This window comes from Hathewaya histolytica, from assembly GCF_901482605.1.
In the GTDB taxonomy this organism is placed as follows: Bacteria; Bacillota; Clostridia; order Clostridiales; family Clostridiaceae; genus Hathewaya; species Hathewaya histolytica.
The window spans coordinates 2,410,705-2,437,177 of sequence record NZ_LR590481.1 but is presented as its reverse complement, the minus strand read 5'-3'; the positions used below and the strand labels follow the sequence as shown (position 1 = coordinate 2,437,177).

Here is a 26,473-nt window from a genome sequence, read left to right as displayed (position 1 = left end):
GTACCCTTGTTTGAATTAAATAATTTTGATGCTATTCAAATAGGATTGGCTTCACCAGAACAAATAAGAGAGTGGTCAAGAGGTGAGGTTAAAAAACCTGAAACAATAAACTATAGAACATTAAAACCAGAAAAAGATGGTCTTTTTTGTGAAAAAATATTTGGACCTATGAAAGACTGGGAATGCCATTGTGGAAAATATAAAAGAGTAAGATATAAAGGTATAGTATGTGACAGATGTGGTGTTGAAGTTACTAAGTCTAAAGTAAGACGTGAGAGAATGGGGCATATTGAACTTGCAGCCCCTGTATCTCATATTTGGTATTTCAAAGGTATACCATCAAGAATGGGATTAATACTTGATATGTCACCTAGATCTTTAGAAAAAATATTATACTTCGCATCTTATGTAGTTATAGATCCAAAAGAAACGTCTCTAATAAAGAAACAACTATTAAGTGAAAAAGAATATAGAGAAGCTGTGGATAAATTTGGATATAGTAGCTTTTTTGCCGAAATAGGTGCAGAAGCTATAAAAATATTACTATCAGAAATTGATCTTGAGTCTTTATCAGTAGAACTAAAGGAAGAATTAAAGACTAATACAGGACAAAAGAGAGTAAGAAGTATAAGAAGATTAGAAGTTGTTGAATCATTTAGAAAATCAACTAATAAACCTGAATGGATGGTAATTGATGTCATACCAGTTATACCACCAGATATCAGACCTATGGTTCAATTGGATGGTGGAAGATTTGCAACTTCAGACTTAAATGATTTATATAGAAGAGTAATAAATAGAAATAATAGACTTAAAAAATTATTATCTTTAGGTGCACCGGATATTATAGTTAGAAATGAAAAAAGAATGCTTCAAGAAGCAGTAGATGCGCTTATAGATAATGGTAGAAGAGGAAGACCTGTAACTGGGCCTGGAAATAGACCATTAAAATCTTTATCTGATATGCTTAAAGGAAAGCAAGGTAGATTTAGACAGAACCTACTAGGAAAACGTGTTGATTATTCTGGACGTTCCGTTATAGTTGTAGGACCAGAATTGAAAATGTATCAATGTGGTCTTCCGAAGGAAATGGCACTTGAACTATTTAAACCATTTGTAATGAAAAAGCTTGTTGAAATCGGAATTGCACATAATATTAAGAGTGCAAAAAGAATGGTTGAAAGGGTAATGCCACAAGTTTGGGATGTCTTAGAAGAAGTAATAAAAGACCATCCAGTAATGCTTAATCGTGCTCCGACGTTGCATAGATTAGGAATTCAAGCATTCCAACCTATATTAGTAGAAGGAAGAGCTATAAAATTACATCCGTTAGTATGTACAGCATATAATGCGGACTTTGATGGAGACCAAATGGCAGTTCACGTACCATTATCTGTAGAAGCTCAGGCAGAAGCTAGATTTTTAATGCTTGCAGCACATAATATATTAAAACCGTCAGATGGTAAACCAGTTTGTGTACCTACACAGGATATGGTACTTGGTTCATATTATCTAACTATGGATAGAGATGGAGCTAAAGGTGAAGGAAGAACTTTTTCTTCTCCAGAAGAAGTTTACATGGCATACCAATGTGGAGAGTTAGATCTACATTCTAAAATCAAGGTTAGAATTACTAAAGAAGTAAATGGCGAAAACTTAAAAGGAATTATAGCTACTACTCCTGGAAAGTTGATATTTAACGAATCTATACCACAGGATTTAGGTTTCATAGATAGAAGCAATCCAGAAAATATATTTAAATTGGAAATTGATTTCCTAGTAAGCAAAAAGAATCTAGGAAAGATTATTGATAAATGTTATTTGAAATATGGACCAACAGTAACCTCTATTATGCTTGATAAAATTAAATCTACAGGATATCATTATTCAAGTATAGGGGCGATAACAATATCTGTATCAGATATGATAGTTCCAGAATCCAAAAAGACATTACTTGCTGAAGCTGATGCTACTGTAGAAAAAATTGAAAAGATGTATAGAAGAGGCTTTATATCTGAGGATGAAAGATATGAGAAGGTAATAGATAAGTGGACTAAGACTACAGAAAGTGTTGCAAATGCATTAATGGATAGTTTTGATAAATTCAACCCAATATTTATGATGGCTGATTCTGGTGCGAGAGGATCTAAGAGCCAGATTAAACAGCTTGCAGGTATGAGAGGTCTTATGGCTAACCCGTCAGGAAAAATTATAGAACTTCCGATTAGAGCATCTTTTAGAGAAGGACTTAATGTACTTGAGTACTTTATATCTACACACGGAGCTAGAAAAGGTAATGCCGATACAGCACTTAAAACTGCAGACTCTGGTTATTTAACAAGAAGACTTGTTGATGTAAGTCAGGACGTAATAATAAGAGAAGAGGATTGCGGAACAAAAGATGGTTTCATTGTTACTGAAATTAAAGAGGGTAACGAATTAATTGAGAGCTTAACTGAAAGATTAACAGGAAGATATTCAGCACAAGATATAATACACCCTGAAACTGGAGAAGTTATAGTTAAATGTGATGATTACATGGATATAGAACTTGCTTCAAAGGTTGAAGAATCAGGTGTGAAATCAGTATTAATAAGATCAGTCTTCACTTGTAAATCAAAATTCGGTGTATGTTCTAAGTGTTATGGTATGAACATGGCAACTGGTGAGAAAATAAACATTGGAGAATCAGTTGGAATTATAGCAGCTCAGTCAATTGGAGAACCTGGAACTCAGCTTACAATGAGAACATTCCATACAGGAGGAGTTGCTGGCGCGGATATTACGCAAGGTCTTCCTAGAGTTGAAGAATTATTTGAAGCTAGAAAACCAAAAGGGCTTGCAATAGTGGGAGAAGTTTCCGGAGTTGCTAGGATAGAAGAAACTAAGAAGAAGAGAGTAGTAGTCATAACAGCTGATGATGGTGAAGAATATAGTTATGATATACCATTTGGATCTAGGTTAAAAGTTACAAATGGAACAAGAATTGAAGCCGGAGATGAAATTACTCAAGGTTCAGTAAACCCACATGACATTTTAAGAATAAAGGGTATAGAAGGTGTTAAAAACTATCTATTATCAGAAGTTCAGAAAGTTTATAGACTACAAGGGGTTGACATCAACGATAAACACTTAGAGGTTGTAGTTAGACAAATGACTAGAAAAGTTAAGATTGAGGAATCAGGAGATACTTCTTTACTACCGGGAACTTTGATAGATATTATAGAGTTCGACGCAGAGAATAGTAAAGCAGTAGATGAAGGTGGAAGTCCAGCTGAAGGAAAAGTAACTCTTTTAGGTATTACTAAGGCAGCGCTTGCTACAGATTCATTCCTATCAGCAGCTTCATTCCAGGAAACTACAAGAGTTCTTACTGATGCAGCTATAAAAGGAAAGATAGATCCACTAGTAGGACTTAAAGAAAATGTAATCCTAGGTAAATTGATACCGGCAGGAACTGGTATGACTAGATATAGAACTTTAAAAATAAGTACTGAGGATCAAGACGTAGAAGAACAAGTACAAAACCAATAAATAATAATTTATTGACATAAACAAAGTAAAATGATAAAATACACATTGTTGTAGACTATCATTTAGGACTATGACAATGTGTTTAATAAAATTAAGCATAATTAATCCTGGAGGAATAGTTATGTTCAAAAAAGATTCAAAAAAGATTATAGGGGTTAAGCAGTCTATTAAGGCTCTAAAAAACCTAGAAAGTTTATCTTATGTTCAAGTGTACGTAGCGAGAGATGCCGCGGAAAAGGTTATAAAACCTCTTCTAGAATTAGCTCAAAATAACACTTTAGATGTTATTTATATTCCTACAATGCAAGAACTGGGGGAAATATGTAATATAGATGTAGGAGCTGCAGCAGCTTTAATATTAGAGAATAATATTATTGATCTATAATTATTAAAGTTGTAAAAGTAAAATCTTAAAATAAAAGCACAGTATTGTAATTTATGAAAATATGAGGAGGTGTGCGTGTATGCCAACAATCAACCAATTAGTAAGAAAAGGCAGATCAACTGTAGCATATAAATCTGACTCACCAGCATTAAAAGAGTGCCCACAAAAAAGAGGTGTATGTACAGTAGTAAAAACTACTACACCTAAGAAGCCTAACTCAGCGTTAAGAAAAGTTGCTAGAGTAAGACTTACTAACGGATATGAAGTATCAGCTTATATCCCAGGTGAAGGACACAACTTACAAGAGCACAGTGTTGTATTAATTAAGGGCGGAAGAGTAAAAGACCTTCCTGGTGTAAGATACCACATTGTAAGAGGAGCTCTTGATTCTGCAGGTGTTAACAACAGAATGCAAAGCAGATCAAAGTACGGAACTAAAAGACCTAAGAAAAAATAGTTTCGTAAATTAGCAGTGCTGTAGCTTCACGTTTATATAAACTAACTGATGTCTTAATATTTAAAATGTCTCATAACACCTAGTAGAGAAAAATCTTTACATATAGATGGCGATATTTTAAGTATCGAGTACCTATGATCTAAATTAGAAATGTTTAAGGAGGGAAGTAAAATGCCAAGAAAAGGAACTATTAAAAAAAGAGAAGTTTTAGCAGATCCAATGTACAACAGCATAGTTGTATCAAAATTAATAAACTCTATTATGTATGATGGGAAAAAAGGTACAGCTCAAAAAATATGTTACAATGCATTTAACTTAATAGCAGAAAAGACTGGTAAAGACGCAATTGAGGTTTTCGAAGAAGCGATGAACAACATTATGCCTTTACTAGAAGTAAAAGCTAGAAGAATAGGTGGAGCTACATACCAAGTACCTATAGAAGTAAGACCAGAAAGAAGACAGACATTAGGAATCAGATGGCTACTAATTGCTACAAGAAAAAGAGGCGAAAGAGGCATGAGTGAGAAACTTGCTGCTGAATTAATAGATGCTTCAAACAACACTGGAGCAGCAGTTAAGAAGAGAGAAGATACTCACAAAATGGCTGAAGCTAATAAGGCATTTGCACATTATAGATATTAATACAAAAACTGTTTTGGTAGTCCAAAACAGTTTTCTAAAATTAAAAAATGAACATATTGAGAGGAGGAATAAAGTTGAGTAGAGAGTATCCTTTAGAGAAATTCCGTAATATTGGTATCATGGCTCACATTGATGCTGGTAAAACAACAACTACAGAGCGTATCCTTTTTTACACAGGGAGAACTCATAAATTAGGTGAGACTCACGAAGGTGCAGCAACTATGGACTGGATGGTTCAAGAACAAGAAAGAGGTATAACAATTACTTCTGCTGCAACAACTTGTATGTGGAAAGACCACGTAATAAATATAATAGATACACCAGGTCACGTAGATTTTACTGTTGAGGTTGAAAGATCTTTAAGAGTTCTTGATGGTGCAGTAGGTGTATTCTGTGCAAAGGGTGGGGTTGAACCTCAATCTGAAACAGTATGGAGACAGGCAGATAAATATAAGGTTCCAAGAGTAGCTTATGTTAATAAGATGGATATACTTGGAGCTGACTTCTATAGAGCAGTAAGAATGATGAGAGAAAGACTTCATGCTAATGCAGTTCCAATTCAATTACCTATTGGTAAAGAAGATAATTTTGTAGGTATAATTGACCTATTAACAATGAAAGCAGAAATCTACAAAGATGAATTAGGTAGAGAATATGAAGAAGCTGATATTCCAGCAGAAATGCAAGAAATGGCTGATGAATATAGAGCTTCAATGTTAGAATCAATAGCTGAGTTAGATGAAGAATTAATGATGAAATACCTTGAAGGAGAAGAATTAACTCTTGATGAATTAAAAGTTGCATTAAGAAAAGGTGTATGTAACAATGAGATAGTACCTGTTATATGCGGTTCTTCATATAGAAACAAAGGTGTTCAAATGATGATAGATACAGCTGTTGAATTCTTACCATCACCATTAGATATCCCTGCTATAACAGGAACTAATTTAGATGGTGAAGAGGTAGCTAGACACGCTTCAGATGACGAGCCACTAGCAGCATTAGCATTTAAGATTGCTACTGATCCATTCGTAGGTAGATTAGCTTTCACAAGAGTTTATTCAGGTATAATGACTAGTGGAACATATGTGTATAATTCTACTAAAGGAAAGAAAGAAAGAATCGGTAGACTTGTTAAAATGCACTCAAATCATAGAGAAGAAGTTGAAGAATTACGTGCAGGTGAATTAGGAGCTATCATAGGCTTAAAGAACACAACTACTGGTGATACTTTATCTTCTGAAGATTCTCCTGTTATCTTAGAAAGTATGGAATTCCCAGAGCCAGTTATCTCAGTTGCTATAGAACCAAAAACAAAAGCTGGTTCAGAGAAAATGGGTATAGCTCTTGCTAAATTAGCAGAAGAGGATCCAACATTTAAAACATTTACAGATCAAGAAACAGGCCAAACAATTATAGCAGGTATGGGTGAATTACACCTTGAAATTATAGTTGACAGATTACAAAGAGAATTTAAAGTAGACTGTAACGTTGGTAAGCCACAAGTTGCATACAAAGAAACTATTACTGAAGCTGTTAAAGCTGAAGGTAAGTTTGTAAGACAATCAGGTGGTCGTGGACAATATGGTCACTGCTGGATTGAAATGATTCCTCATGAAGGTGAATTCCAATTTGAAAATGCTATTGTAGGTGGAGTTGTTCCAAGAGAATACATCCCAGCAATACAAAATGGTATTGAAGAAGCATCTCAAAGTGGTGTAATAGCTGGCTATCCAGTTCTAAACTTTAAAGTTAAATTATTTGATGGATCATACCATGATGTTGACTCATCAGAAATGGCCTTTAAAATAGCTGGATCTATGGCATTTAAAAATGCTATGGCTAAGGCAAAACCAGTACTTCTTGAACCTATAATGAGGGTTGAAATTGTTGTCCCAGAAGAGTACATGGGAGATGTTATGGGTGATGTAAACTCAAGAAGAGGAAGAATTGAAGGAATGGAAGCTCAAGCTGGAGCTCAAGTAATAAAATCTATGATACCACTATCAGAGATGTTTGGATATGCAACAACTTTAAGATCAAGAACTCAAGGTAGAGGAAACTATAGCATGGAGTTTGCAGCGTATGAGCCAGTTCCAAAGAGTGTTATGGAACAAATTGCAGGAAGCAGAGAAAAGAAATAATAATTAATTATTTATAGTATATAAAAAATAAATTCCATTATAACGGTTACTATAAAGGAGGAAAAAAACAATGTCAAAAGCTAAATTTGAAAGAAATAAACCGCACGTAAATATAGGAACAATAGGACACGTAGACCATGGTAAAACAACATTAACAGCAGCAATCACTTTAGTGCTAGCACAAAAAGGGTATGCAGAAGCATCAAAATATGATGAAATCGATAAAGCACCAGAAGAAAGAGAAAGAGGAATCACAATCAATACATCACACGTAGAATACCAAACAGACAACAGACACTATGCACACGTTGACTGTCCAGGACACGCAGACTACGTTAAGAACATGATCACAGGTGCAGCACAAATGGATGGAGCTATCTTAGTTGTATCAGCAGCAGATGGTCCAATGCCACAAACAAGAGAGCACATTCTACTAGCATCAAGAGTAGGGGTACAACATATAGTAGTATTCTTAAACAAAGCTGACATGGTAGATGATCCAGAACTATTAGAATTAGTAGAAATGGAAATCAGAGAATTATTAAGCGAATATGGATTTGATGGAGACGGTGCACCGATCGTAACAGGATCAGCATTAGAAGCAATAAACAACTTAGAAAATGATGAAAAGACAAAATGCATATTAGACTTAATGGATGAAATAGATGCATACATTCCAACTCCAGAAAGAGATACAGAAAAAGACTTCTTAATGCCAATAGAAGACGTATTCACAATCACAGGAAGAGGAACAGTTGTAACAGGAAGAGTTGAAAGAGGAATAGTAAAAGTTGGAGATGAAATCGAAATCGTAGGATTAAGCGATGAGTCTAAGAAAGTAGTATGTACAGGAGTAGAAATGTTCAGAAAGTTATTAGATCAAGCAATGGCTGGAGATAATATCGGAGCATTACTAAGAGGAGTACAAAGAACAGACGTACAGAGAGGTCAAGTACTTTCAAAACCAGGAACAGTAAAACCTCATAGAAAATTTGTAGGTCAAGTATACGTATTAAAGAAAGAAGAAGGTGGAAGACATACACCATTCTTTAATGGATATAGACCACAATTCTACTTCAGAACAACAGACGTTACAGGATCAATCCAATTACCAGACGGAGTAGAAATGGTAATGCCTGGGGATCACATTGATATGAATGTAGAATTAATTACAAAAGTAGCAATGGAAGAAGGATTAAGATTCGCTATAAGAGAAGGCGGAAGAACAGTAGGATCAGGTGTTGTTACTACAATAATCGAATAGTTAAAAAGTTTTATAAATAATATTGGCCAATATAAATTTATGGGGGGAGAAATCCTCCCTTAATAAAGTAAATTAATATATAATAAAATAACAATAATAGTAAAATAATTTATGAGTTCATACATACTTTAATTTAAAATAAATTCCGTAAAAAATACTTGTCAAAAGTAAAGAAATATTGTATACTAAAGAAGTTGTATTGTGAAATCAATATGTTTGTACGTTAAATTTAATAAAAACTTTAGTGTAAATAAGAAATTATTTACTTTCATATTTTAAATTATGCAACACCCGGAACAGTTTATAACTGTTTTAAAATAAAAAATCATGAAAATTAGTAAAGGAGGGGAATCCAATGGCAACTGAAAAAATAAGAATAAGATTAAAAGCGTATGATAACAATCTTTTAGATCAATCAGCACAAAAAATTGTTGAAACAGCTAAAAATACTGGGGCAGGAGTAGCAGGTCCAGTGCCGTTACCAACTGAAAAAGATGTTGTTACAATATTAAGAGCTCCTCATAAGTACAAAGATTCTAGAGAGCAATTTGAAATTAGAACTCACAAGAGATTATTAGACATATTAAGTCCATCTCAAAAAACAGTTGATGCTCTAATGAGAATCGATTTACCAGCAGGGGTAGACATCGAGATTAAACTTTAATTTACAAGGTTTACTTTGAAATATTATGATCATTAGGTGATCCGCTAATATTAATAGGAGGTGCTTTAAATGAAAAAAGCAATATTAGGTAGAAAATTAGGTATGACTCAAATATTTGATGAAAATGGTAAAGTTGTACCAGTAACAGTTGTAGAAGCAGGTCCATGTGCTGTTATTCAAAAGAAAACAGTTGAAAATGATGGATATGATGCTATAAAAATCGGATTTGATGATAAGAGAGAAACTTTATTCAATAAACCGATGCTAGGTGAATTTAAAAAAGCAGGTGTAAATCCTAAGAAATTCGTTAAAGAATTAAGATTAGAAGACATAACTGCTTACGAAGTTGGCTCAGAAATTAAAGCTGATATATTTGCAGCAGGTGAGAAAATTGACGTTACTGGAGTTTCAAAAGGTAAGGGATTCCAAGGCGCAGTTAAAAGATGGGGTAACCACATAGGACCAAAGAGTCACGGTTCTAAATTCCATAGAGCACCAGGTTCTCAAGGAGGATCTTCTGATCCATCAAGAACTTTTAAAAATAGAAGAATGCCAGGTCATATGGGACACGTTAAAACTACTGTTTTAAACTTAGAAGTTGCTAAGATTATGGCAGATAAGAACATCATCCTTATTAAAGGAGCAGTTCCAGGTCCTAAAAAAGGATACATATTAATAAGAAATACAGTTAAACAACACTTTTAGAGAAAGGAGGAGGTTGTATGCCAACAATAGCTGTTTATAATAAAGAAGCCCAAAAAGTTGGGGAAGTTCAATTAAATGACAATGTGTTCGGTATCGAAGTAAATAATGAAGTTATGCATCAAGTAGTTGTTGCTCAACTTGCTAATAAAAGACAAGGAACTCAATCAGCTAAAACTAGATCAGAAGTTCGTGGTGGAGGAATTAAACCATGGAGACAAAAGGGAACTGGTAGAGCTAGACAAGGTTCTATAAGAGCTCCACAATGGATTCATGGGGGAGTTGTATTTGCTCCGAAGCCAAGAGATTATAGAATGGCAGTTCCAAAGAAAGTTAGAAGATTAGCATTAAAATCAGCTTTATCTTCTAAAGTATTAGAAAACAATCTTGTTGTTTTAGAAAGTCTTGAGTTAGAAGCTCCTAAGACAAAAGTAGTAACTGAAATGTTAAAGGCTTTTGAAGCTAAAAAAACATTGATTTTAACTGAAAATAACAATGAGAATGTATACAAATCAGCTAGAAACATACAAGGAGTAGAGGTACTTCCTGTTAATAATATAAATGTATATGACCTATTAAAGTACGAAAAAGTAATGGTAACTAAGGGTGCCGTTAACAAAATTGAGGAGGTGTATGCATAATGAAGCTAGTAAGCCATGATATTATAAGAAAACCAGTTATAACAGAAAAAAGTATGGCAGCAATGGCAGAAAAAAAATACACCTTTATAGTTGACATACATGCTAATAAATCTCAAATTAAGAGAGCTGTGGAAGATGTTTTCGCAGTTAAAGTAGAAGATGTTAAAACAGTAAGATACATTGGTAAGAACAAAAGAGTTGGAGTTCACCAAGGTAAAAAAGCTGATTATAAGAAGGCAATAGTTAAACTTACTGCAGATAGCAAAACAATTGAATTCTTCGAAGGAATTTAATTTACTAAAAAGCAATTATTGGCATAGGCCAGAAAAGCGTTTAAAAGGAGGGAAAAACCATGGCTTTAAAGAGTTTTAAACCTACAACACCTTCAAGAAGACATATGACAATGCCTACTTTTGAAGAAGTTACAACAAATAAGCCAGAGAAATCTCTTTTAGTGTCTTTAAATAAGACTGCTGGAAGAAACTCACAAGGTAAAATAACTGTTCGTCATCGTGGAGGCGGAGCTAAAAGAAAGTATAGAATAATAGACTTTAAGAGAAATAAAGATAATATTCCAGCTAAAGTTGCAACTATAGAGTATGATCCAAATAGATCAGCTTATATAGCATTAGTTATATATGCAGATGGCGAAAAAAGATACATAATAGCTCCTGTTGGATTAAAAGTTGGAGATGTAGTTGTATCAGGGCCAGAAGCTGACATCAAACCAGGTAACGCACTACCACTTATAAATATTCCAGTAGGTACTGTAATTCACAATATAGAATTAGCAGCTGGAAAAGGTGCTCAGATGGTTAGATCAGCTGGTGCATCAGCACAGCTTATGGCTAAAGAAGGTAAGTATGCTTTATTAAGATTACCAAGTGGTGAGTTAAGAAAAGTAAGAATTGAGTGTAGAGCTACAATTGGTACTGTTTCTAACTTAACTCATGAAATTGTTAATATCGGTAAAGCGGGAAGAAAGAGACATTTAGGAATAAGACCTCATGTAAGAGGATCTGTTATGAACCCTAATGACCACCCACACGGAGGAGGAGAAGGAAGAACACCAATTGGACGTCCATCACCAGTTACTCCATGGGGTAAACCAACTCTTGGATACAAGACTAGAAAGAATAAAAAGTACTCTGATAGACTTATTGTTAAGAGAAGAAAATAGTAGAAGAGAATTAACATTCTCTTCACCTATTATATAGATAGGAGGGAGGCACAACATGAGTAGATCAATTAAAAAAGGACCTTTCGTACAAGAAGCACTTATGAAAAGAATCCTTGAAATGAATAAAAATGATGAAAAAAAAGTTGTGAAGACTTGGTCAAGAAGTTCAACAATATTTCCACAAATGGTAGGGCACACAATAGCTGTTCATGATGGAAGAAAACATGTTCCTGTATATGTAAGTGAGGACATGGTAGGCCACAAGTTAGGTGAGTTCGTTATGACAAGAACTTACAAAGGTCACGTAGACAAAGAAAAATCATCAAAAGTTAGAAAATAGTCCGGAAAGGAGGCAATAAATAATGGAAGCTAAAGCTATAGCTAGACATATAAGAATGTCTTCAAGAAAAGTTGGCATAGTCTTAGACTTAATAAGAGGTAAAAACGTAAGAGAAGCAGAAGCAATATTAAAGTACACTCCTAAGGACGCAGCTGTTGTAGTTGGCAAAGTTCTTAAATCTGCAGTTGCAAATGCGGAGCATAATTGTAACTTAGATTCAAACAGATTGTATGTTGCAGAAGCTTATGCATGTCAAGGAACTACATTAAAAAGATTTAGACCTCGTGCACAAGGTAGAGCTTATAGAATAAGAAAAAGAACAAGTCATATAACTTTAGTAGTTAAAGAAAGAAACTAAAAAGGAGGGAAATGTAGTGGGTCAAAAAGTACATCCTCACGGATTAAGAGTAGGCGTAATTAAAGAATGGGATTCTAAATGGTACGCTGATAAAAAGAATTTTGCAGATTATCTAATTGAAGATAATAAAGTAAGAGAATTCGTTAAAAAAAGACATTATACAGCTGGTGTTTCTAAAATTGAAATTGAAAGAACAGCTAAAAAAGTTAAATTAAATATATATACAGCTAAGCCAGGAATGATAATTGGAAAAGGTGGAGCTGGAATAGAGGAATTAAAAGAAAGCTTAAAGAGTATTGTATCTGGAGATAAAAACGTTTTAATAAATATAGTAGAAGTTAAAACTCCAGAAGCGAATGCTCAATTAATGGCTGAAAACATAGCTTTACAACTAGAAAAGAGAATATCTTTCAGAAGAGCTATGAAACAAACTATTCAAAGAGCTATGAGAACAGGAATTAAAGGTGTTAAAACATCTTGTTCAGGAAGACTTGGTGGAGCTGAGATCGCAAGAGCAGAAGCTTATCACGAGGGAACAATTCCTCTACAAACTTTAAGAGCTGACATAGACTATGGTTTTGCTGAAGCAGATACTATCTATGGAAAAATTGGTGTTAAGGTTTGGGCATATAAAGGAGAAGTTCTTCCAGTTAAAAAAGTAGAAAAAAAAGTAGAAGCGTAATATAGCGAAATTATGATTCAGGAAGGAGGAGTCACATATGTTAATGCCTAAAAGAGTTAAACATCGTAAGGTTCAACGTGGCAGAATGAAGGGAAAGGCAACTAGAGGAAACTTTATTGCATATGGTGAATATGGATTACAGGCTACTGAATGTGGTTGGATAACAAGCAATCAAATAGAAGCAGCCAGAATAGCTATAAATAGATATGTTAAAAGAGGGGGAAAGGTTTGGATTAAGATTTTCCCTGATAAACCGGTAACAGAGAAACCAGCAGAAACACGTATGGGTTCTGGTAAAGGTTCACCAGAGTACTGGGTAGCAGTAGTTAAACCAGGTAGAGTATTATTTGAAATTGCAGGTGTAACAGAGGAACAGGCTAGAGAAGCTATGAGACTTGCATCACATAAACTACCTGTTAAGACTAAGTTTGTAACTAGAGAAAACTTTAAAGAAATGGGTGGTGAAAATCATGAAGGCTAGGGAATTGCAAGAGTTGAGAACACAAAGCACTCAAGAGTTAGCAGTTAAAATCAAAGATTTAAAAGAAGAGCTTTTCAACTTAAGATTTCAACTAGCTACTGGGCAACTAGAAAACCCTGTAAGAATTAGACAGGTTAAAAGATCAATTGCTCAAATAAAGACAGTTTTAAGAGAAAGCGAATTGAAGAGCCTAGAGCAGTAATAGCTGAAGGGAGGTAAGTTTAGTGGAAAGAAATTTAAGAAAGACTAGAATTGGTAGAGTTGTTTCTGATAAAATGGAAAAGACAATCGTTGTAGCTGTTGAAACAAAAGTACGTCACCCATTATACGGAAAAACAATGAATAGAACTACTAAAATGAAAGTTCATGATGAAAATAACGAAGCAAAAATTAATGATAAAGTTTTAATTATGGAAACAAGACCACTATCTAAAGATAAGAGATGGAGACTTGTTAATATAATGGAAAAAGCTAAATAGGTATTGAATTTCCTTATAGTTTGAAAGGAGGGTATTACACATGATACAACAGCAAACTAGACTAAAAGTTGCAGATAATTCTGGTGCTAAAGAAATTATGTGCATAAGAGTTTTGGGCGGTTCAAAAAGAAGATATGGTAATGTTGGTGATATAATAGTTGCAAGTGTTAAGAGCGCAACACCAGGCGGAGTTGTTAAAAAAGGTGAAGTTGTTAAAGCTGTTATAGTAAGATCAGTAAAAGGCTTAAGAAGAGCTGACGGATCATACATAAGATTTGATGAAAATGCGGCTGTTATAATTAAAGATGATAAACAACCTAAAGGAACACGTATTTTTGGACCAGTTGCTAGAGAATTAAGAGAGAAAGAATTCAATAAAATTATCTCATTAGCACCTGAAGTTCTATAATTGAGATAGGAGGTGGCTAAGTTGGCAAATAAGATTCATGTAAGAAGACAAGACACGGTAATAGTAATTTCCGGTAAAGATAAAGGTAAAATCGGAGAAGTTTTAGCAGTTCAACCTAAAAAAGGTAAAGTGCTAGTTCAAGGTGTAAACATAGTTACAAAACACGTAAAACCAAATAGACAAAACATGCAAGGCGGAATAGAAAAAGTAGAAGCTCCAATTTACAGCTCAAAAGTTATGTTATATTGTAAAAAATGTAGCAAGCCTACAAGAATCAGTCATAAGATTCTTGAAGATGGAACAAAAGTTAGAGTATGTAAAAAATGTGGAGAAACATTCTAAGCTTTGGAAGGAGGTTAAAATATGATGCCAAGACTTCAAGAAAAGTATAATAAAGAAGTAGTCCCAGCTTTAATGGAAAAGTTCGGTTATAAAAATATAATGGAAGTTCCTAAACTTGAAAAGGTAGTAATTAACATGGGTGTTGGTGAAGCTAAAGATAATTCTAAAGCTTTAGATTCTGCATTAACAGATTTAGAATTAATAGCAGGTCAAAAGCCAGTAACAACTAGAGCTAAAAAATCAGTTGCTAACTTCAAGTTAAGAGAGAACATGCCAATTGGATGTAAGGTTACATTAAGAAAGCAACAAATGAATTATTTCATGGATAAATTAATGAATATAGCTCTACCAAGAGTAAGAGACTTCAGAGGTGTTTCAGCTAAATCATTTGATGGAAGAGGAAACTATGCTCTAGGAATTAAAGAACAGCTAATTTTCCCTGAAATTGAGTATGATAAGATTGATAAATTAAGAGGTATGGATATTATCGTCGTTACTACTGCTAAGACAGACGAAGAGGCAAGAGAACTTCTAAGACTATTAGGAATGCCGTTCGTTAAGTAATAAGGAGGGAAGATTGTGGCACGTAAATCATTAATCGTTAAATGGCAAAGAGAGCCCAAGTTCACTACAAGAGCTTACACAAGATGCAGATTATGTGGTAGACCACACGCTGTATTAAAGAAATATGGAATATGCCGTATTTGCTTTAGAGAGTTAGCTTACAAAGGTCAAATACCTGGATGCAAGAAAGCAAGTTGGTAATATACCGATTTAGTATGAAAGGAGGCAAAAAATATGGGAATGACAGATCCTATTGCAGATTTACTTACACGTATAAGAAATGCTAATGTTGTTGGGCATGAAGTTGTTGAAGTACCGTCTTCAAACATTAAAAAATCTATAGTTAATATTATGTTAAATGAAGGGTACTTAAAAAACATGGAAGAATATAATGATGGTTCTGTTCCAATGTTAAGACTTACAATGAAGTATACTAAAGATAAGCAAAGGGTAATCACTGGTCTTAAGAGAATATCTAAGCCAGGATTAAGAGTATATACTTCTAAGGAAGAGATTCCACAAGTTTTAAGCGGGTTAGGAGTTGCAGTTATTTCAACTTCACAAGGAATCATGACTGATAGAGAAGCAAGAAAAGCAGGTATAGGCGGAGAGGTTATCTGCTACATTTGGTAGTTTGATGAATAGGAGGTGTAATTATGTCAAGAGTAGGAAGACTTCCAATAGCTATTCCTAACGGTGTAACAGTTACAGTATCACCAAGCAACGAAGTAACTGTGAAAGGCCCTAAAGGCGAATTAACAAGAAAAATGCATTCAGACATTAAAATAAATGTTGAGGATAATAATATAATTGTTACTAGACCAAGTGAGAATAAGTTACATAGAGCTTTACACGGAACAACTAGAGCTTTATTAAATAACATGGTAACTGGTGTAACAGAAGGATACCAAAAAGTTCTTGAATTAATTGGTGTAGGTTATAAGGCAGAAGTTAAAGCTAAGAAATTAGTTTTAAATTTAGGATATTCTCATCCAGTAGAAATTGATTCAGTAGAAGGTGTTACTTTTGAAACACCAGAAACAACAAAAGTTATCGTAAAAGGTATAGATAAAGAGTTAGTTGGATCAGTTGCTGCTGATATCAGAAAGTGGAGAAAACCTGAGCCATATCAAGGAAAAGGTATTAAGTACGCTGGTGAAGTTATCAGACGTAAAGAAGGTAAAACTGGTAAAAAATAATCGAAGGTTAACAATAGGTAGAAAGGAGTGAACTACTTATGTCTAATAAAAATGAGAGAGTAGCTGCTAGAATTAGACGTCATAAGAGAGTACGTTCAAAAGTTAGTGGTACAACAGAAAGACCAAGACTTTGTGTATTCAGAAGCGCTAAAAACATATATGCTCAAATTATAGATGATGCAGCAGGAACAACAATTGTTTCAGCATCAAGCTTAGATAAAGATTTCACATTAAAGGTAGGAAGCAATAAAGAAGCTGCTAGACTTATTGGCGAAATCATAGGTAAAAAAGCTATAGAAAACGGAATTGAAGAAGTAGTTTTCGATAGAGGTGGATATATATACCACGGAAGAGTTCAAGAATTAGCTGAAGGAGCTAGAGAAGCAGGACTTAAATTCTAGAGAGAAGGAGGGGAATTTATGAGAATAGATGCAACAACATTAGATCTTAAAGAAAAAGTAGTTAGCATAAATAGAGTTGCTAAGGTTGTTAAAGGTGGAAGAAACTTTAGATTCACTGCCTTAGTAGTTGTTGGAGACGAAAATGGGCATGTTGGTGTTGGTACTGGAAAGGCGACCGAAATACCAGATGCTATAAGAAAAGCTATAGACGATGCTAAAAAGCATTTAGTAAGTGTTGCAATAGTTGATACAACTATTCCACATAGAATTTTCGGTGAATTCGGTACTGGAAGAATATTATTAATGCCAGCTTCAGAAGGTACAGGAGTTATTGCTGGAGGTCCAGCAAGAGCAGTACTTGAGCTTGCAGGATTAAAAGACGTTAGAGCTAAATCTTTAGGTTCTAATAACCCAAGAAACATGGTTAATGCTACAATAAATGGATTATCAAATTTAAGAACGGCTGAACAGGTTGCCGAATTAAGAGGCAAAACTGTTGAAGAGATCTTAGGATAGGAGGGATTCCCTTGGCAAAACTAAGAATAACTTTGAAAAGAAGTTTAATTGGTAGAAAAAAAGACCAAATAGCTACAGTAAATGCTTTAGGTCTAAAGAAGATAAATGATATAGTAGAACAAAATGACACTCCTCAAATTAGAGGAATGATAAATAAAGTAAATTATCTCCTAGAGGTACAAGAAGCTTAATTTATATTTTTGATAGGAGGAGGTGCAAATATGAAATTACATGAACTAAGACCAGCAGAAGGAACAAAGAAGAACAAGAAAAGAGTAGGTAGAGGAACAGCTACTGGTTGGGGAAAAACAGCTGGTAGAGGTCAAACAGGACAAAACTCAAGATCAGGTGGTGGAGTAAGACCTGGATTTGAAGGTGGTCAATTACCTTTATATAGAAGATTACCTAAGAGAGGTTTTACTAACATATTCTCAAAGGAAATAGTTAGTATTAACTTAGATAAACTTAACGTATTTGAAAACGGAACAGAAGTTACTCCAGAGTTATTATTAGAAAATAGAATAATAAGAAAAATTAATGATGGAGTTAAGATTCTAGGAAATGGAAGCTTAGAAAAATCATTAACAGTAAAGGCGAATGCTTTCTCAAAAACTGCAGCTGAGAAGATTGAAAAAGCTGGAGGAAAAGTTGAGGTGATTTAGGATGCTATCTACCCTACGTAATGCCTGGAAAGTTCCTGAACTAAGAAAGAGAATGATATTTACAGTACTAATGATTGTCCTTTTCAGGATGGGGAATTTTATTCCTGTTCCTGGAATTGACAGTGCCAAAGTTGGTGCATTAGCTAACTCTAAAAATCTATTTAACTTTTATGATTTAATTTCAGGAGGAGCATTTAGTAGCTTTAGTATCTTTGCTATGGGTGTTACTCCATACATAAATGCCTCAATCATAATACAACTGTTAACAGTTGCTATTCCTAAACTTGAGCAACTTTCAAAAGAAGGTCAAGAAGGACGAAAGAAGATACAAGATTACACAAAATACTCTTCAATAGCCTTTGGATTCTTAGAGGCTTTTGGTATGTATGCTATTATAGGAAGAACTGGTGCAATTTTAAATCCATCGAAATTAGATGTCTTGTTAATAATTTTAACGATGACGACTGCATCAGTTTTCCTAGTATGGTTAGGTGAACAGATTACTGCTAAAGGAATAGGAAATGGTATTTCAGTAATAATATTTATAAATATTATTTCTAGGTTTCCTAACTCTTTATCAAGAATATTTGCGACTAAACAAACAGGGGGAGCTACATTTGTAGCTGTAATTCTTTTATTAATAGTGTTTGCTGCTATGCTACTGATGGTTATAGTAGTAAACTTAAGTGAAAGAAGAATACCTGTACAGTATGCTGGTAAAGCAGCTGGAGGAAAAATGTTTAAAGGTCAATCAACTCATATTCCAATAAATATAAGTTCTTCAGCAGTAATTTCTATAATCTTTGCAATGTCAGTTATAAGATTTCCTATAACTATAGCAGATCTTATGCCAAACTCATCATTTGCTAAGTTTGTAAAAACAAGCCCATACAGTTTTTTTAGAGAAAATACATGGCAGTATGCATTATTATATACAGTATTAATAGTGCTTTTCACAATGTTTTATACTCAGATAACATTCAAACCAGATGAAATGTCTGAGAATATGCATAAATCATCAGGGTTTATTCCTGGAATTAGACCGGGTGAGCCTACTACTAGATACCTTGAAGGTGTTCTAAATAAAATGGCTATACTAGGAGGGATTTTTGCAGCTATAATAGCAATATTCCCAATAGTGGTTGAAGGGTATACACCTTTCAAAAATATAGCTTTAGGAGGAACTGCATTACTTATTGTAGTAGGAGTTGCTGTTGAAACAATGAGACAACTAGAATCACAATTAGTAATGAGACATTACGAAGGATTCTTAAAATAAAAGTTCGGAGATGATTGCATTGAAGATAATTTTATTAGGTCCTCCGGGGGCTGGTAAAGGTACTCAGGCTAAGTCAATAAGTAATAAATATTCTATACCACATATATCAACTGGAGATATATTTAGACAGAATATAAGTGAAAAAACCCCACTTGGAATAGAAGCCAAAAGATACATTGATAGTGGTGCATTGGTTCCAGATGACTTAACGATTAGTATTGTAGAAGATAGAATTGTTAAGGATGATTGTATAAATGGATTTTTACTAGATGGTTTTCCAAGAACAGTAAAGCAAGCTGAAGCATTAGAAAAAGCTTTATCAGAAAAAGCTAATAAAATTGATTTAGCTTTGCAAATTGATGTTCCGAGAGAAGATATTGTTAGTAGAATGACCGGAAGAAGAGTATGTCTATCTTGCGGAGCTAGCTATCATGTTGAATTTAATCCACCTAAGGTAGATTCACAATGTGATCTTTGTGGTGAGAAGGTTATCCAAAGAGCTGATGATACAATTTCGACTGTAAACAAAAGATTGGATACGTATGAAAATCAAACTAAACCATTGATTGACTTTTATAATAAAAGAAATCAATTAGCGGTTGTAGATGGAACAAAACCAATAAATAGCGTATTTAATGAAATTTGTGAGGTATTAGAGTCTAAAAGATAGATTCTAATAATGTTGCTTAAAAGGTAAGGGAGAGTGCAAAAGGTAATCTCCCGATCTATTGGATTATTCTATACCTTCTAAATATGAGAATATTTATGTAGAATAGTATTTTTAGGCTCATTGTGGGAAAAATAGTAATAATTCTTAGGTTTACTATAACAGAGGTGAAAAGTATTGGAAACTGATAATCCTTTAGGGCAAGTTGTGTACTCTAAAGTAGGAAGAGACAGTGACAATTATTATGTAATCATTGATGTATTAAATGATGATTATGTTTATATAGTGGATGGAAGATTAAGAAAGATTGAAAAACCTAAGAAAAAGAGATGTAAGCATCTTATTTTTACAGGAATTTTTTCGGAAGAGATAAGAGCTTCCATTCTAAATGGAAAGAACATTAGTAATTCTAAGATTAAAAAGATCTTAGATACTATTGCCAATAAGGAGGTTTGATTACCTTATGTCAAAAGACGATGTAATTGAAATGCAAGGTGTTGTTACCGATTCTTTACCTAGTGCAACATTTCAGGTTGAATTAGAAAGTGGTCATAAAATTATAGCTCATATTTCTGGGAAGCTAAGAATGAACTTTATAAAGATATTACCAGGTGATAAAGTTAAAGTAGAACTATCTCCTTATGATTTGACTCGTGGTAGAATTGTATGGAGAGAAAAATAGTAAGGAGGGTTAAGCGATGAAAGTAAGACCATCTGTAAAACCTATTTGCGAAAAATGCAAAGTTATAAAAAGAAAAGGAAGAGTAATGGTTATCTGTGAAAATCCAAAGCATAAACAAAAACAAGGCTAAAATCTTGTTTAAATAAAAGTTTTTAAAATAACATGTAGTTTGTTATAATATAAAGGTTAAAAATACTTTAGGAGCGGCTGCTAATAGAGTAAATTTACTCTATTATCCTAGTGTTTTATATATAGACACACAAAGTTTTAAATTACACACTAATTAAATATTTTATTAAATACCTAGGAGGTGTAAATAACATATGGCAAGAATAGCAGGTGTTGACCTACCAAGAGAGAAAAGGGTTGAAATCGGTCTAACTTATATATTTGGAATTGGATTACCAACTTCTCAAAAGATTTTAAAAGAAACAGGCGTTAACGCTGATATAAGAATAAAAGATTTATCTGAAGATGAAGTAGCGGCTTTAAGAGATTATATCAATAAGCATTTTACAATTGAAGGTGACTTAAGAAGAAAAATTGCTTTAGATATAAAGAGATTAAACGAAATTGGTTGTTACAGAGGAATCAGACATAGAAAAGGACTTCCAGTTAGAGGTCAAAAAACTAAGACTAATGCAAGAACAAGAAAAGGTCCTAAGAAGACTATCGCAAATAAAAAGAAATAATTAGATAGGAGGGATGATCGTGGCACCAAAGAAAGTTAAAAAATCAAGAAGAAGAAGAGAGAAAAAAAATATAGAGCATGGTTGTGCGCATATCAAATCAACATTTAACAACTCAATGGTTACATTAACTGACCGTGCAGGTAACTGCTTATCATGGGCTAGTGCTGGTGGATTAGGATTTAAAGGTTCAAGAAAAGGAACTCCATATGCTGCGCAAATGGCTGCTGAAACTGCTGCAGGAGTAGCAATGGAACACGGATTAAAGAGTATAGAAGTTTACGTTAAAGGACCAGGATCAGGTAGAGAAGCAGCAATAAGATCTTTACAAGCGGCTGGACTTGAGATTACTTTAATTAAAGACGTAACTCCAATACCACATAACGGTTGTAGACCACCAAAGAGAAGAAGAGTCTAGTATTATTGATGTAGGAGGTGTAATTTTTCATGGCAAGATATACAGGTGCTGTTTGTAGACTATGTAGAAGAGAAGGAATGAAGTTATTCCTTAAAGGTGATAGATGTTATTCAGATAAATGTTCTGTTGCAAGAAGAGGTTATGCACCAGGACAACATGGCCAAAGTAGAAAGAAATTATCTAACTATGGTCTACAATTAAGAGAAAAGCAAAAGGCTAAGAGAATATACGGTGTACTTGAAAAACAATTTAGAAGATATTATGTAAAGGCTGATAAGTTAAGAGGAATAACTGGTGAAAACTTATTAGTACTTTTAGAAACAAGATTAGACAATGTTGTTTATAAATTAGGATACGGTAGTTCAAGAAATGAAGCTAGACAATTAGTAACTCATGGACATTTCTTAGTAAATGGAGAGAAAGTTGATATTCCATCATTCAGCGTATCAGTTAATGATGTAGTTTCAGTTTGTGAAAAGAGTAGAGCAACTGAAACATTTAAGACTTTCAATGAGAACCCAAAAACTCTTCCAAGCTGGATTGAAGCTAATCATGAAAACTTTGAAGCAAAGATAGTTTCATTACCAACTAGAGAAGAAATAGATATTCCTGTTAACGAAACATTAATCGTTGAGTTATACAGCAAATAATAATTTAATTTAAAATCAGTTGCCCTCAGATGAGGTTTAAGTTCCTAAACGAAGGAGGGTTATATAGTTGTTAGAAATAGAAAAGCCAAAAATTGAGTGTGTTGAAACAAGTGAAGATGGTTCATACGGTAAATTTGTTATTGAACCATTAGAGAGAGGTTATGGTATTACTTTAGGTAATTCCTTAAGAAGAATACTTCTTTCATCATTACCAGGAGCAGCTGCTAACTGTATTAAAATAGATGGAGTATTACATGAATTCTCTACTGTAAAAGGTGTTAAAGAGGATGTTGCAGAATTAATACTTAACATAAAAGAGTTAGCTATAAAAATGCACGGAGAAGGATCAACCACTGTGTATATTGATGCACAAGGACCAGGAGAAGTTAAAGCTGGAGATATTAAAACTGGTGGCAATGTAGAAATTATAAATAAAGATTTACATATTGCTACATTAGATAGTGATTCAAAACTATATATGGAAATCAACGTAAATAAAGGGAGAGGATATGTTTCTCAATCTAAAAACAAATCAGATGATCTTCCAATAGCCGTTATTCCTATTGATTCCATATATACACCAGTTAAAAGGGTTAATTATATAGTTGAAAATACTAGAGTAGGTCAGATTACTGATTACGATAAATTAACTTTAGAAGTTTGGACTAACGGAACAATAAAACCTGAAGAAGCTATAAGTTTATCTGCTAAGATTCTTATTGAACATTTCAAACTATTTATGACATTAACGGATCATGCTGATGATGTTGAGATAATGGTTGAAAAAGAAGAAGACAAAAAAGAAAAGGTTCTTGAAATGACTATTGAAGAACTTGATCTTTCTGTAAGAAGTTATAATTGCCTAAAAAGGGCAGGAATTAACACTGTTCAGGAGTTAACTGAAAGAAGCATGGAAGACATGATGAAAGTTAGAAACCTTGGAAAGAAATCTTTAGAAGAAGTTCAACATAAATTAAAAGAGTTAAACTTAGGCTTGAAAAAAAGTGAAGAATAAGGAGGGAGAGCTATGGCAGTACAACGCAAGTTAGGACGTCCTACAGATCAAAGAAGAGCAATGTTAAGAAACTTAGTAACTAGTTTCTTAAAGCACGGTAAAATCGAGACAACTGAAACAAGAGCTAAAGAAACTAAGAGATTAGCTGAAAAAATGATAACACTTGCTAAAAGAGGAGATCTTCATTCAAGAAGACAAGTACTTGCTTTCGTAACTGAGAAAGAAGTAGTTGAGAATTTATTTACAAATATAGCTCCAAAGTATGCTGAAAGAAACGGTGGATATACAAGAATCTACAAAGTAGGTCCAAGAAGAGGGGACGCTGCAGAGGTAGTTGTTTTAGAATTAGTTTAGCTTGTGTATAGGGGATTAAGTGAATTATGCTTAGTCCCCATTTTAATATAATCTAAAGATTTAAATACAATTTTAATTGCAAAGTAGGAATGTATATGGAAAAATTAGATATCATTATAAGATGTGAAGACTTAACATATAGTTATATTGATGAAGAGGGAAGAGAAATAAAGGCTTTAGATGGTGTTAACTTAGATATACATGAAGGTGAATTTGTGGCCATTTTAGGACATAATGGATCAGGAAAATCTACTTTAGCGAAATTGTTAAATGGATTATTAACACCTAAGCATGGAAAATTGACTGTATACGGTATGGATACAAAAGATAGTGAAAATGTTTGGGATATAAGAAAAAAAGTTGGAATGGTTTTTCAAAATCCGGATAATCAAATTGTGGCTACTTTAGTAGAAGAAGATGTAGCTTTCGGACCTGAAAATCTAGGAGTTCCTCCTGAAGAAATAAAAAAGAGAGTTGATGAATCGCTTAAAATCGTTGGTATGAATGAGTATAAAAAGCATTCTCCAAACCTATTATCAGGTGGCCAAAAGCAGAGGGTTGCTATATCTGGGGTTTTAGCAATGGATACTGAATGTATAATATTTGATGAATCTACAGCTATGTTAGATCCAATGGGAAGACGTGAAGTTATAAATACTGCATTTAAGCTTAACAAAAACTTTAATAAGACTATTATATTAATTACCCACCATATGGAGGAGGTAATTAATGCAGATAGAGTGATCATACTTAATTCTGGAAAGGTGTGTATGGAAGGTATACCAAGGAAGGTATTTTCAAATGTACCTACAATAAAAAGTTTTGGTCTAGATGTTCCAGAAGTGACTGAATTAGCTTATGAGCTTAAAAAATTTGGAGTTAACATAGAAGAAGATATAATAAGTATAGAGGAAATGGTGGATGCATTATGTTCATTGAGGTAAAGGATTTATCCTACATTTATATGCAAGGAACACCCTTTGAAAAAAAGGCTTTAGATAACGTAAGTTTAGGAATTGATGAAGGCGATTTTGTAGCAATAATTGGACATACTGGTTCAGGAAAGTCTACGTTAATACAAATGTTAAATGGGCTTTTAAAACCATCATTAGGGACAGTTTACCTAAATAACGTGGATATATTTGACAAAAAAAGTAATTTAGCAGATATAAGAAAGGAAGTTGGAATTGTTTTTCAATATCCAGAATATCAATTATTTGAGGAGACTATAGAGAAGGATATTGCGTATGGGCCTACTAATTTAGGTATAGATATAGAGGAAATAAGAGAAAGAGTTAAACTTTCCATGAATATGGTTGGCCTTAATTATCAAGTTTATAAAGATAAATCTCCCTTTAATCTTAGTGGAGGACAAAAGAGAAGAGTTGCTATAGCAGGAATACTTGCTATGAAACCTAAAGTACTTATACTGGATGAACCTACTGCTGGATTAGACCCTAAGGGAAGAAATGATATACTAAATACCATAAGAGATTTAAATCAAAAGTACAATATTACAATAATTTTAGTATCTCATAGTATGGATGACGTATCTAAATTTGCAAATAGTATAATTGTAATGTCAGAGGGGAAATGTGTTTTAAAGGGTACTAAGGAAGAAATTTTTAAAGAGGTGGATTTACTGCAAAAAATTGGACTTACGGTGCCTACAGTTACTTCACTTATAAATGAATTGAATAAAAAAGGTTTTAATATAAAAGATAATATTTATACTGTGGATGAACTTAAAGAAGAGTTGGTTGGGATTCTAGATTTGAAAGTGAGGAGGGACAAAAAGTAAGTTTGAACTTGCTTTTAGAATAAATGATAAAAGATATAACGTTAGGACAATATATACCAGGAGATTCTTTTATACATAAACTTGATCCTAGATTTAAGATAATAGCCTCTTTGCTATTTATTGCTCATCTGTTTCTAATTAATAAATTTTATAGCTATATATTTGTATTTGCATTCATAGGAATTGTCATATATATATCAAAAATTAAGTTAAGATATATTTATAAAGGTTTAAAACCTATATTTATACTCTTAGTATTTACAGCTATTTTAAATATATTTATGACTAGCAGGGGAGAACTTTTATTTAAATGGGGATTCCTAACCATATATAGTGAGGGGGTAAGGGTAGCATCTTTTATGATTATAAGACTTATATTCCTTATAATAGGTACATCACTTTTAACTCTTACTACTTCTCCTATACAACTTACAGATGGACTTGAAAGCTTATTTACTCCGCTTAAAAAGTATAAGTTTCCAGCACATGAACTTGCTATGATGATGACTATAGCATTAAGGTTTATACCAACTCTTATAGAGGAAACTGACAAGATTATGAAAGCACAGATGTCTAGAGGTGCGGACTTTTCCACAGGAGGAATAATTAAAAGAGCGAAGAGTCTACTTCCTATACTGGTACCCTTATTTGTGAACTCCTTTAAAAGAGCAGATGAATTAGGAATTGCGATGGAAGCTAGATGCTATAGAGGTGGCGAAGGAAGAACGAGAATGAATGTATTGAAGTATGATAGAAGAGATTACTTATCTATTATAATATTTTCTATATACTTAGTTTTTGTTATAAGTACAAGATTTATATAGGATGACTGAAACTATTTAATTAAGGGCAATCTATTAATTCCAAATTAA

At 33.5% G+C, this 26,473-nt stretch carries 40 protein-coding genes; all 40 read left to right on the top strand.

Going from position 1 to position 26,473, the window contains the following annotated elements:
• Window positions 1–6 precede the first annotated feature (6 nt).
• A complete protein-coding gene (rpoC, locus tag FGL08_RS11745; protein WP_138210973.1) occupies window positions 7–3,534 on the top strand; it encodes a DNA-directed RNA polymerase subunit beta' in 3,528 nt (1,175 codons plus the stop codon).
• 121 nt (window positions 3,535–3,655) lie between these two features.
• A complete protein-coding gene (locus FGL08_RS11740; RefSeq protein WP_138210972.1) occupies window positions 3,656–3,919 on the top strand; it encodes a ribosomal L7Ae/L30e/S12e/Gadd45 family protein in 264 nt (87 codons plus the stop codon).
• A gap of 79 nt (window positions 3,920–3,998) precedes the next feature.
• Window positions 3,999–4,376, top strand: coding sequence for a 30S ribosomal protein S12 (gene rpsL / locus FGL08_RS11735; RefSeq protein WP_138210971.1), 378 nt, complete (start codon window positions 3,999–4,001; stop codon window positions 4,374–4,376).
• 171 nt (window positions 4,377–4,547) lie between these two features.
• Window positions 4,548–5,018, top strand: a complete 471-nt coding sequence (rpsG, locus tag FGL08_RS11730) for a 30S ribosomal protein S7 (RefSeq protein WP_138210970.1) — start codon at window positions 4,548–4,550, stop codon at window positions 5,016–5,018.
• A 74-nt stretch (window positions 5,019–5,092) separates the two neighbouring features.
• Window positions 5,093–7,162 (top strand): elongation factor G, encoded by a 2,070-nt coding sequence (gene fusA, locus FGL08_RS11725; RefSeq protein ID WP_171012064.1) that lies wholly within the window; start codon window positions 5,093–5,095, stop codon window positions 7,160–7,162.
• Between the two features lie 70 nt (window positions 7,163–7,232).
• On the top strand, window positions 7,233–8,426 hold the full coding sequence (gene tuf / locus FGL08_RS11720; RefSeq protein ID WP_138210969.1) for an elongation factor Tu: 1,194 nt from the start codon (window positions 7,233–7,235) through the stop codon (window positions 8,424–8,426).
• A 355-nt stretch (window positions 8,427–8,781) separates the two neighbouring features.
• Window positions 8,782–9,090: a 30S ribosomal protein S10 gene (gene rpsJ, locus FGL08_RS11715; RefSeq protein WP_138210968.1), complete on the top strand. Its 309-nt coding sequence runs from the start codon at window positions 8,782–8,784 to the stop codon at window positions 9,088–9,090.
• Window positions 9,091–9,159: 69 nt separating this feature from the next.
• Window positions 9,160–9,795 (top strand): 50S ribosomal protein L3, encoded by a 636-nt coding sequence (rplC, locus tag FGL08_RS11710; RefSeq protein ID WP_138210967.1) that lies wholly within the window; start codon window positions 9,160–9,162, stop codon window positions 9,793–9,795.
• A 17-nt stretch (window positions 9,796–9,812) separates the two neighbouring features.
• Window positions 9,813–10,433: a 50S ribosomal protein L4 gene (gene rplD, locus FGL08_RS11705; RefSeq protein ID WP_138210966.1), complete on the top strand. Its 621-nt coding sequence runs from the start codon at window positions 9,813–9,815 to the stop codon at window positions 10,431–10,433.
• Window positions 10,433–10,726: a 50S ribosomal protein L23 gene (gene rplW, locus FGL08_RS11700; RefSeq protein WP_138210965.1), complete on the top strand. Its 294-nt coding sequence runs from the start codon at window positions 10,433–10,435 to the stop codon at window positions 10,724–10,726. The genes rplD and rplW overlap by 1 nt, the downstream gene beginning before the upstream one ends.
• A gap of 59 nt (window positions 10,727–10,785) precedes the next feature.
• The gene (gene rplB / locus FGL08_RS11695) at window positions 10,786–11,613 is read left to right on the top strand and encodes a 50S ribosomal protein L2 (RefSeq protein WP_138210964.1); all 828 of its coding nucleotides are present in this window, start codon (window positions 10,786–10,788) and stop codon (window positions 11,611–11,613) included.
• Between the two features lie 55 nt (window positions 11,614–11,668).
• On the top strand, window positions 11,669–11,953 hold the full coding sequence (rpsS, locus tag FGL08_RS11690; RefSeq protein WP_138210963.1) for a 30S ribosomal protein S19: 285 nt from the start codon (window positions 11,669–11,671) through the stop codon (window positions 11,951–11,953).
• Between the two features lie 22 nt (window positions 11,954–11,975).
• Window positions 11,976–12,311 (top strand): 50S ribosomal protein L22, encoded by a 336-nt coding sequence (rplV, locus tag FGL08_RS11685; protein WP_138210962.1) that lies wholly within the window; start codon window positions 11,976–11,978, stop codon window positions 12,309–12,311.
• Between the two features lie 16 nt (window positions 12,312–12,327).
• Window positions 12,328–12,993, top strand: a complete 666-nt coding sequence (gene rpsC / locus FGL08_RS11680) for a 30S ribosomal protein S3 (protein ID WP_138210961.1) — start codon at window positions 12,328–12,330, stop codon at window positions 12,991–12,993.
• Window positions 12,994–13,030: 37 nt separating this feature from the next.
• Window positions 13,031–13,474, top strand: coding sequence for a 50S ribosomal protein L16 (gene rplP / locus FGL08_RS11675; RefSeq protein WP_138210960.1), 444 nt, complete (start codon window positions 13,031–13,033; stop codon window positions 13,472–13,474).
• Window positions 13,464–13,676, top strand: a complete 213-nt coding sequence (gene rpmC / locus FGL08_RS11670; protein ID WP_138210959.1) for a 50S ribosomal protein L29 — start codon at window positions 13,464–13,466, stop codon at window positions 13,674–13,676. The genes rplP and rpmC overlap by 11 nt, the downstream gene beginning before the upstream one ends.
• A gap of 22 nt (window positions 13,677–13,698) precedes the next feature.
• On the top strand, window positions 13,699–13,953 hold the full coding sequence (rpsQ, locus tag FGL08_RS11665; protein WP_138210958.1) for a 30S ribosomal protein S17: 255 nt from the start codon (window positions 13,699–13,701) through the stop codon (window positions 13,951–13,953).
• Window positions 13,954–13,993: 40 nt separating this feature from the next.
• Window positions 13,994–14,362, top strand: a complete 369-nt coding sequence (gene rplN, locus FGL08_RS11660; protein ID WP_138210957.1) for a 50S ribosomal protein L14 — start codon at window positions 13,994–13,996, stop codon at window positions 14,360–14,362.
• Window positions 14,363–14,383: 21 nt separating this feature from the next.
• Window positions 14,384–14,704 (top strand): 50S ribosomal protein L24, encoded by a 321-nt coding sequence (gene rplX / locus FGL08_RS11655; RefSeq protein ID WP_138210956.1) that lies wholly within the window; start codon window positions 14,384–14,386, stop codon window positions 14,702–14,704.
• Window positions 14,705–14,725: 21 nt separating this feature from the next.
• Window positions 14,726–15,268: a 50S ribosomal protein L5 gene (gene rplE, locus FGL08_RS11650; RefSeq protein WP_138210955.1), complete on the top strand. Its 543-nt coding sequence runs from the start codon at window positions 14,726–14,728 to the stop codon at window positions 15,266–15,268.
• A gap of 15 nt (window positions 15,269–15,283) precedes the next feature.
• Window positions 15,284–15,469 (top strand): type Z 30S ribosomal protein S14, encoded by a 186-nt coding sequence (locus tag FGL08_RS11645; protein ID WP_138210954.1) that lies wholly within the window; start codon window positions 15,284–15,286, stop codon window positions 15,467–15,469.
• A gap of 33 nt (window positions 15,470–15,502) precedes the next feature.
• Window positions 15,503–15,901 (top strand): 30S ribosomal protein S8, encoded by a 399-nt coding sequence (rpsH, locus tag FGL08_RS11640; protein WP_138210953.1) that lies wholly within the window; start codon window positions 15,503–15,505, stop codon window positions 15,899–15,901.
• Window positions 15,902–15,924: 23 nt separating this feature from the next.
• Complete coding sequence (rplF, locus tag FGL08_RS11635) at window positions 15,925–16,467, top strand: 50S ribosomal protein L6 (RefSeq protein ID WP_138210952.1); 543 nt, start codon at window positions 15,925–15,927, stop codon at window positions 16,465–16,467.
• A gap of 38 nt (window positions 16,468–16,505) precedes the next feature.
• The gene (gene rplR, locus FGL08_RS11630) at window positions 16,506–16,868 is read left to right on the top strand and encodes a 50S ribosomal protein L18 (protein WP_138210951.1); all 363 of its coding nucleotides are present in this window, start codon (window positions 16,506–16,508) and stop codon (window positions 16,866–16,868) included.
• A gap of 18 nt (window positions 16,869–16,886) precedes the next feature.
• Window positions 16,887–17,384 (top strand): 30S ribosomal protein S5, encoded by a 498-nt coding sequence (gene rpsE / locus FGL08_RS11625; RefSeq protein WP_138210950.1) that lies wholly within the window; start codon window positions 16,887–16,889, stop codon window positions 17,382–17,384.
• 11 nt (window positions 17,385–17,395) lie between these two features.
• The gene (gene rpmD / locus FGL08_RS11620; RefSeq protein ID WP_138210949.1) at window positions 17,396–17,575 is read left to right on the top strand and encodes a 50S ribosomal protein L30; all 180 of its coding nucleotides are present in this window, start codon (window positions 17,396–17,398) and stop codon (window positions 17,573–17,575) included.
• 30 nt (window positions 17,576–17,605) lie between these two features.
• Window positions 17,606–18,046: a 50S ribosomal protein L15 gene (gene rplO / locus FGL08_RS11615; protein WP_138210948.1), complete on the top strand. Its 441-nt coding sequence runs from the start codon at window positions 17,606–17,608 to the stop codon at window positions 18,044–18,046.
• Window position 18,047: 1 nt separating this feature from the next.
• Window positions 18,048–19,325 (top strand): preprotein translocase subunit SecY, encoded by a 1,278-nt coding sequence (gene secY, locus FGL08_RS11610; RefSeq protein ID WP_138210947.1) that lies wholly within the window; start codon window positions 18,048–18,050, stop codon window positions 19,323–19,325.
• A gap of 19 nt (window positions 19,326–19,344) precedes the next feature.
• Window positions 19,345–19,995 carry an adenylate kinase gene (locus FGL08_RS11605; protein WP_138210946.1) on the top strand — a complete coding sequence of 217 codons (651 nt, stop codon included), beginning with the start codon at window positions 19,345–19,347 and terminating at the stop codon, window positions 19,993–19,995.
• 174 nt (window positions 19,996–20,169) lie between these two features.
• Complete coding sequence (locus FGL08_RS11600; RefSeq protein ID WP_138210945.1) at window positions 20,170–20,448, top strand: KOW domain-containing RNA-binding protein; 279 nt, start codon at window positions 20,170–20,172, stop codon at window positions 20,446–20,448.
• 7 nt (window positions 20,449–20,455) lie between these two features.
• Window positions 20,456–20,674 carry a translation initiation factor IF-1 gene (gene infA, locus FGL08_RS11595; RefSeq protein WP_138210944.1) on the top strand — a complete coding sequence of 73 codons (219 nt, stop codon included), beginning with the start codon at window positions 20,456–20,458 and terminating at the stop codon, window positions 20,672–20,674.
• A gap of 16 nt (window positions 20,675–20,690) precedes the next feature.
• Window positions 20,691–20,804: a 50S ribosomal protein L36 gene (gene rpmJ / locus FGL08_RS11590; RefSeq protein WP_003373491.1), complete on the top strand. Its 114-nt coding sequence runs from the start codon at window positions 20,691–20,693 to the stop codon at window positions 20,802–20,804.
• 193 nt (window positions 20,805–20,997) lie between these two features.
• Window positions 20,998–21,366 carry a 30S ribosomal protein S13 gene (gene rpsM, locus FGL08_RS11585; protein ID WP_138210943.1) on the top strand — a complete coding sequence of 123 codons (369 nt, stop codon included), beginning with the start codon at window positions 20,998–21,000 and terminating at the stop codon, window positions 21,364–21,366.
• A gap of 19 nt (window positions 21,367–21,385) precedes the next feature.
• Window positions 21,386–21,781, top strand: a complete 396-nt coding sequence (rpsK, locus tag FGL08_RS11580) for a 30S ribosomal protein S11 (RefSeq protein WP_171012063.1) — start codon at window positions 21,386–21,388, stop codon at window positions 21,779–21,781.
• 29 nt (window positions 21,782–21,810) lie between these two features.
• On the top strand, window positions 21,811–22,431 hold the full coding sequence (gene rpsD, locus FGL08_RS11575) for a 30S ribosomal protein S4 (RefSeq protein ID WP_138210941.1): 621 nt from the start codon (window positions 21,811–21,813) through the stop codon (window positions 22,429–22,431).
• 67 nt (window positions 22,432–22,498) lie between these two features.
• Complete coding sequence (locus tag FGL08_RS11570) at window positions 22,499–23,446, top strand: DNA-directed RNA polymerase subunit alpha (protein ID WP_138210940.1); 948 nt, start codon at window positions 22,499–22,501, stop codon at window positions 23,444–23,446.
• A gap of 12 nt (window positions 23,447–23,458) precedes the next feature.
• Window positions 23,459–23,800, top strand: a complete 342-nt coding sequence (rplQ, locus tag FGL08_RS11565) for a 50S ribosomal protein L17 (protein ID WP_138210939.1) — start codon at window positions 23,459–23,461, stop codon at window positions 23,798–23,800.
• Window positions 23,801–23,895: 95 nt separating this feature from the next.
• Entirely contained in the window at window positions 23,896–24,744 is an 849-nt protein-coding gene (locus FGL08_RS11560) for an energy-coupling factor transporter ATPase (protein WP_415578609.1), read from the top strand.
• The gene (locus FGL08_RS11555; protein WP_138210937.1) at window positions 24,729–25,601 is read left to right on the top strand and encodes an energy-coupling factor transporter ATPase; all 873 of its coding nucleotides are present in this window, start codon (window positions 24,729–24,731) and stop codon (window positions 25,599–25,601) included. Before FGL08_RS11560 ends, FGL08_RS11555 begins: the two co-directional genes overlap by 16 nt.
• Before the next feature lie 23 nt (window positions 25,602–25,624).
• Window positions 25,625–26,425, top strand: coding sequence for an energy-coupling factor transporter transmembrane component T family protein (locus FGL08_RS11550; RefSeq protein ID WP_138210936.1), 801 nt, complete (start codon window positions 25,625–25,627; stop codon window positions 26,423–26,425).
• Window positions 26,426–26,473 lie beyond the last annotated feature (48 nt).

What these genes read in the sequence shown, in the direction of transcription:
- FGL08_RS11740 (WP_138210972.1), top strand. Translation starts at nt 3,656, where the DNA reads ATGTTCAAAAAAGATTCAAAAAAGATTATAGGGGTTAAGCAGTCTATT.
- rpsL (WP_138210971.1), top strand. Translation starts at nt 3,999, where the DNA reads ATGCCAACAATCAACCAATTAGTAAGAAAAGGCAGATCAACTGTAGCA.
- rpsG (WP_138210970.1), top strand. Translation starts at nt 4,548, where the DNA reads ATGCCAAGAAAAGGAACTATTAAAAAAAGAGAAGTTTTAGCAGATCCA.
- tuf (WP_138210969.1), top strand. Translation starts at nt 7,233, where the DNA reads ATGTCAAAAGCTAAATTTGAAAGAAATAAACCGCACGTAAATATAGGA.
- rpsJ (WP_138210968.1), top strand. Translation starts at nt 8,782, where the DNA reads ATGGCAACTGAAAAAATAAGAATAAGATTAAAAGCGTATGATAACAAT.
- rplC (WP_138210967.1), top strand. Translation starts at nt 9,160, where the DNA reads ATGAAAAAAGCAATATTAGGTAGAAAATTAGGTATGACTCAAATATTT.
- rplD (WP_138210966.1), top strand. Translation starts at nt 9,813, where the DNA reads ATGCCAACAATAGCTGTTTATAATAAAGAAGCCCAAAAAGTTGGGGAA.
- rplW (WP_138210965.1), top strand. Translation starts at nt 10,433, where the DNA reads ATGAAGCTAGTAAGCCATGATATTATAAGAAAACCAGTTATAACAGAA.
- rplB (WP_138210964.1), top strand. Translation starts at nt 10,786, where the DNA reads ATGGCTTTAAAGAGTTTTAAACCTACAACACCTTCAAGAAGACATATG.
- rpsS (WP_138210963.1), top strand. Translation starts at nt 11,669, where the DNA reads ATGAGTAGATCAATTAAAAAAGGACCTTTCGTACAAGAAGCACTTATG.
- rplV (WP_138210962.1), top strand. Translation starts at nt 11,976, where the DNA reads ATGGAAGCTAAAGCTATAGCTAGACATATAAGAATGTCTTCAAGAAAA.
- rplP (WP_138210960.1), top strand. Translation starts at nt 13,031, where the DNA reads ATGTTAATGCCTAAAAGAGTTAAACATCGTAAGGTTCAACGTGGCAGA.
- rpmC (WP_138210959.1), top strand. Translation starts at nt 13,464, where the DNA reads ATGAAGGCTAGGGAATTGCAAGAGTTGAGAACACAAAGCACTCAAGAG.
- rplN (WP_138210957.1), top strand. Translation starts at nt 13,994, where the DNA reads ATGATACAACAGCAAACTAGACTAAAAGTTGCAGATAATTCTGGTGCT.
- rplE (WP_138210955.1), top strand. Translation starts at nt 14,726, where the DNA reads ATGATGCCAAGACTTCAAGAAAAGTATAATAAAGAAGTAGTCCCAGCT.
- rpsH (WP_138210953.1), top strand. Translation starts at nt 15,503, where the DNA reads ATGGGAATGACAGATCCTATTGCAGATTTACTTACACGTATAAGAAAT.
- rplF (WP_138210952.1), top strand. Translation starts at nt 15,925, where the DNA reads ATGTCAAGAGTAGGAAGACTTCCAATAGCTATTCCTAACGGTGTAACA.
- rplR (WP_138210951.1), top strand. Translation starts at nt 16,506, where the DNA reads ATGTCTAATAAAAATGAGAGAGTAGCTGCTAGAATTAGACGTCATAAG.
- rpsE (WP_138210950.1), top strand. Translation starts at nt 16,887, where the DNA reads ATGAGAATAGATGCAACAACATTAGATCTTAAAGAAAAAGTAGTTAGC.
- rplO (WP_138210948.1), top strand. Translation starts at nt 17,606, where the DNA reads ATGAAATTACATGAACTAAGACCAGCAGAAGGAACAAAGAAGAACAAG.
- secY (WP_138210947.1), top strand. Translation starts at nt 18,048, where the DNA reads ATGCTATCTACCCTACGTAATGCCTGGAAAGTTCCTGAACTAAGAAAG.
- infA (WP_138210944.1), top strand. Translation starts at nt 20,456, where the DNA reads ATGTCAAAAGACGATGTAATTGAAATGCAAGGTGTTGTTACCGATTCT.
- rpmJ (WP_003373491.1), top strand. Translation starts at nt 20,691, where the DNA reads ATGAAAGTAAGACCATCTGTAAAACCTATTTGCGAAAAATGCAAAGTT.
- rpsM (WP_138210943.1), top strand. Translation starts at nt 20,998, where the DNA reads ATGGCAAGAATAGCAGGTGTTGACCTACCAAGAGAGAAAAGGGTTGAA.
- rpsD (WP_138210941.1), top strand. Translation starts at nt 21,811, where the DNA reads ATGGCAAGATATACAGGTGCTGTTTGTAGACTATGTAGAAGAGAAGGA.
- rplQ (WP_138210939.1), top strand. Translation starts at nt 23,459, where the DNA reads ATGGCAGTACAACGCAAGTTAGGACGTCCTACAGATCAAAGAAGAGCA.
- FGL08_RS11560 (WP_415578609.1), top strand. Translation starts at nt 23,896, where the DNA reads ATGGAAAAATTAGATATCATTATAAGATGTGAAGACTTAACATATAGT.
- FGL08_RS11555 (WP_138210937.1), top strand. Translation starts at nt 24,729, where the DNA reads ATGTTCATTGAGGTAAAGGATTTATCCTACATTTATATGCAAGGAACA.
- FGL08_RS11550 (WP_138210936.1), top strand. Translation starts at nt 25,625, where the DNA reads ATGATAAAAGATATAACGTTAGGACAATATATACCAGGAGATTCTTTT.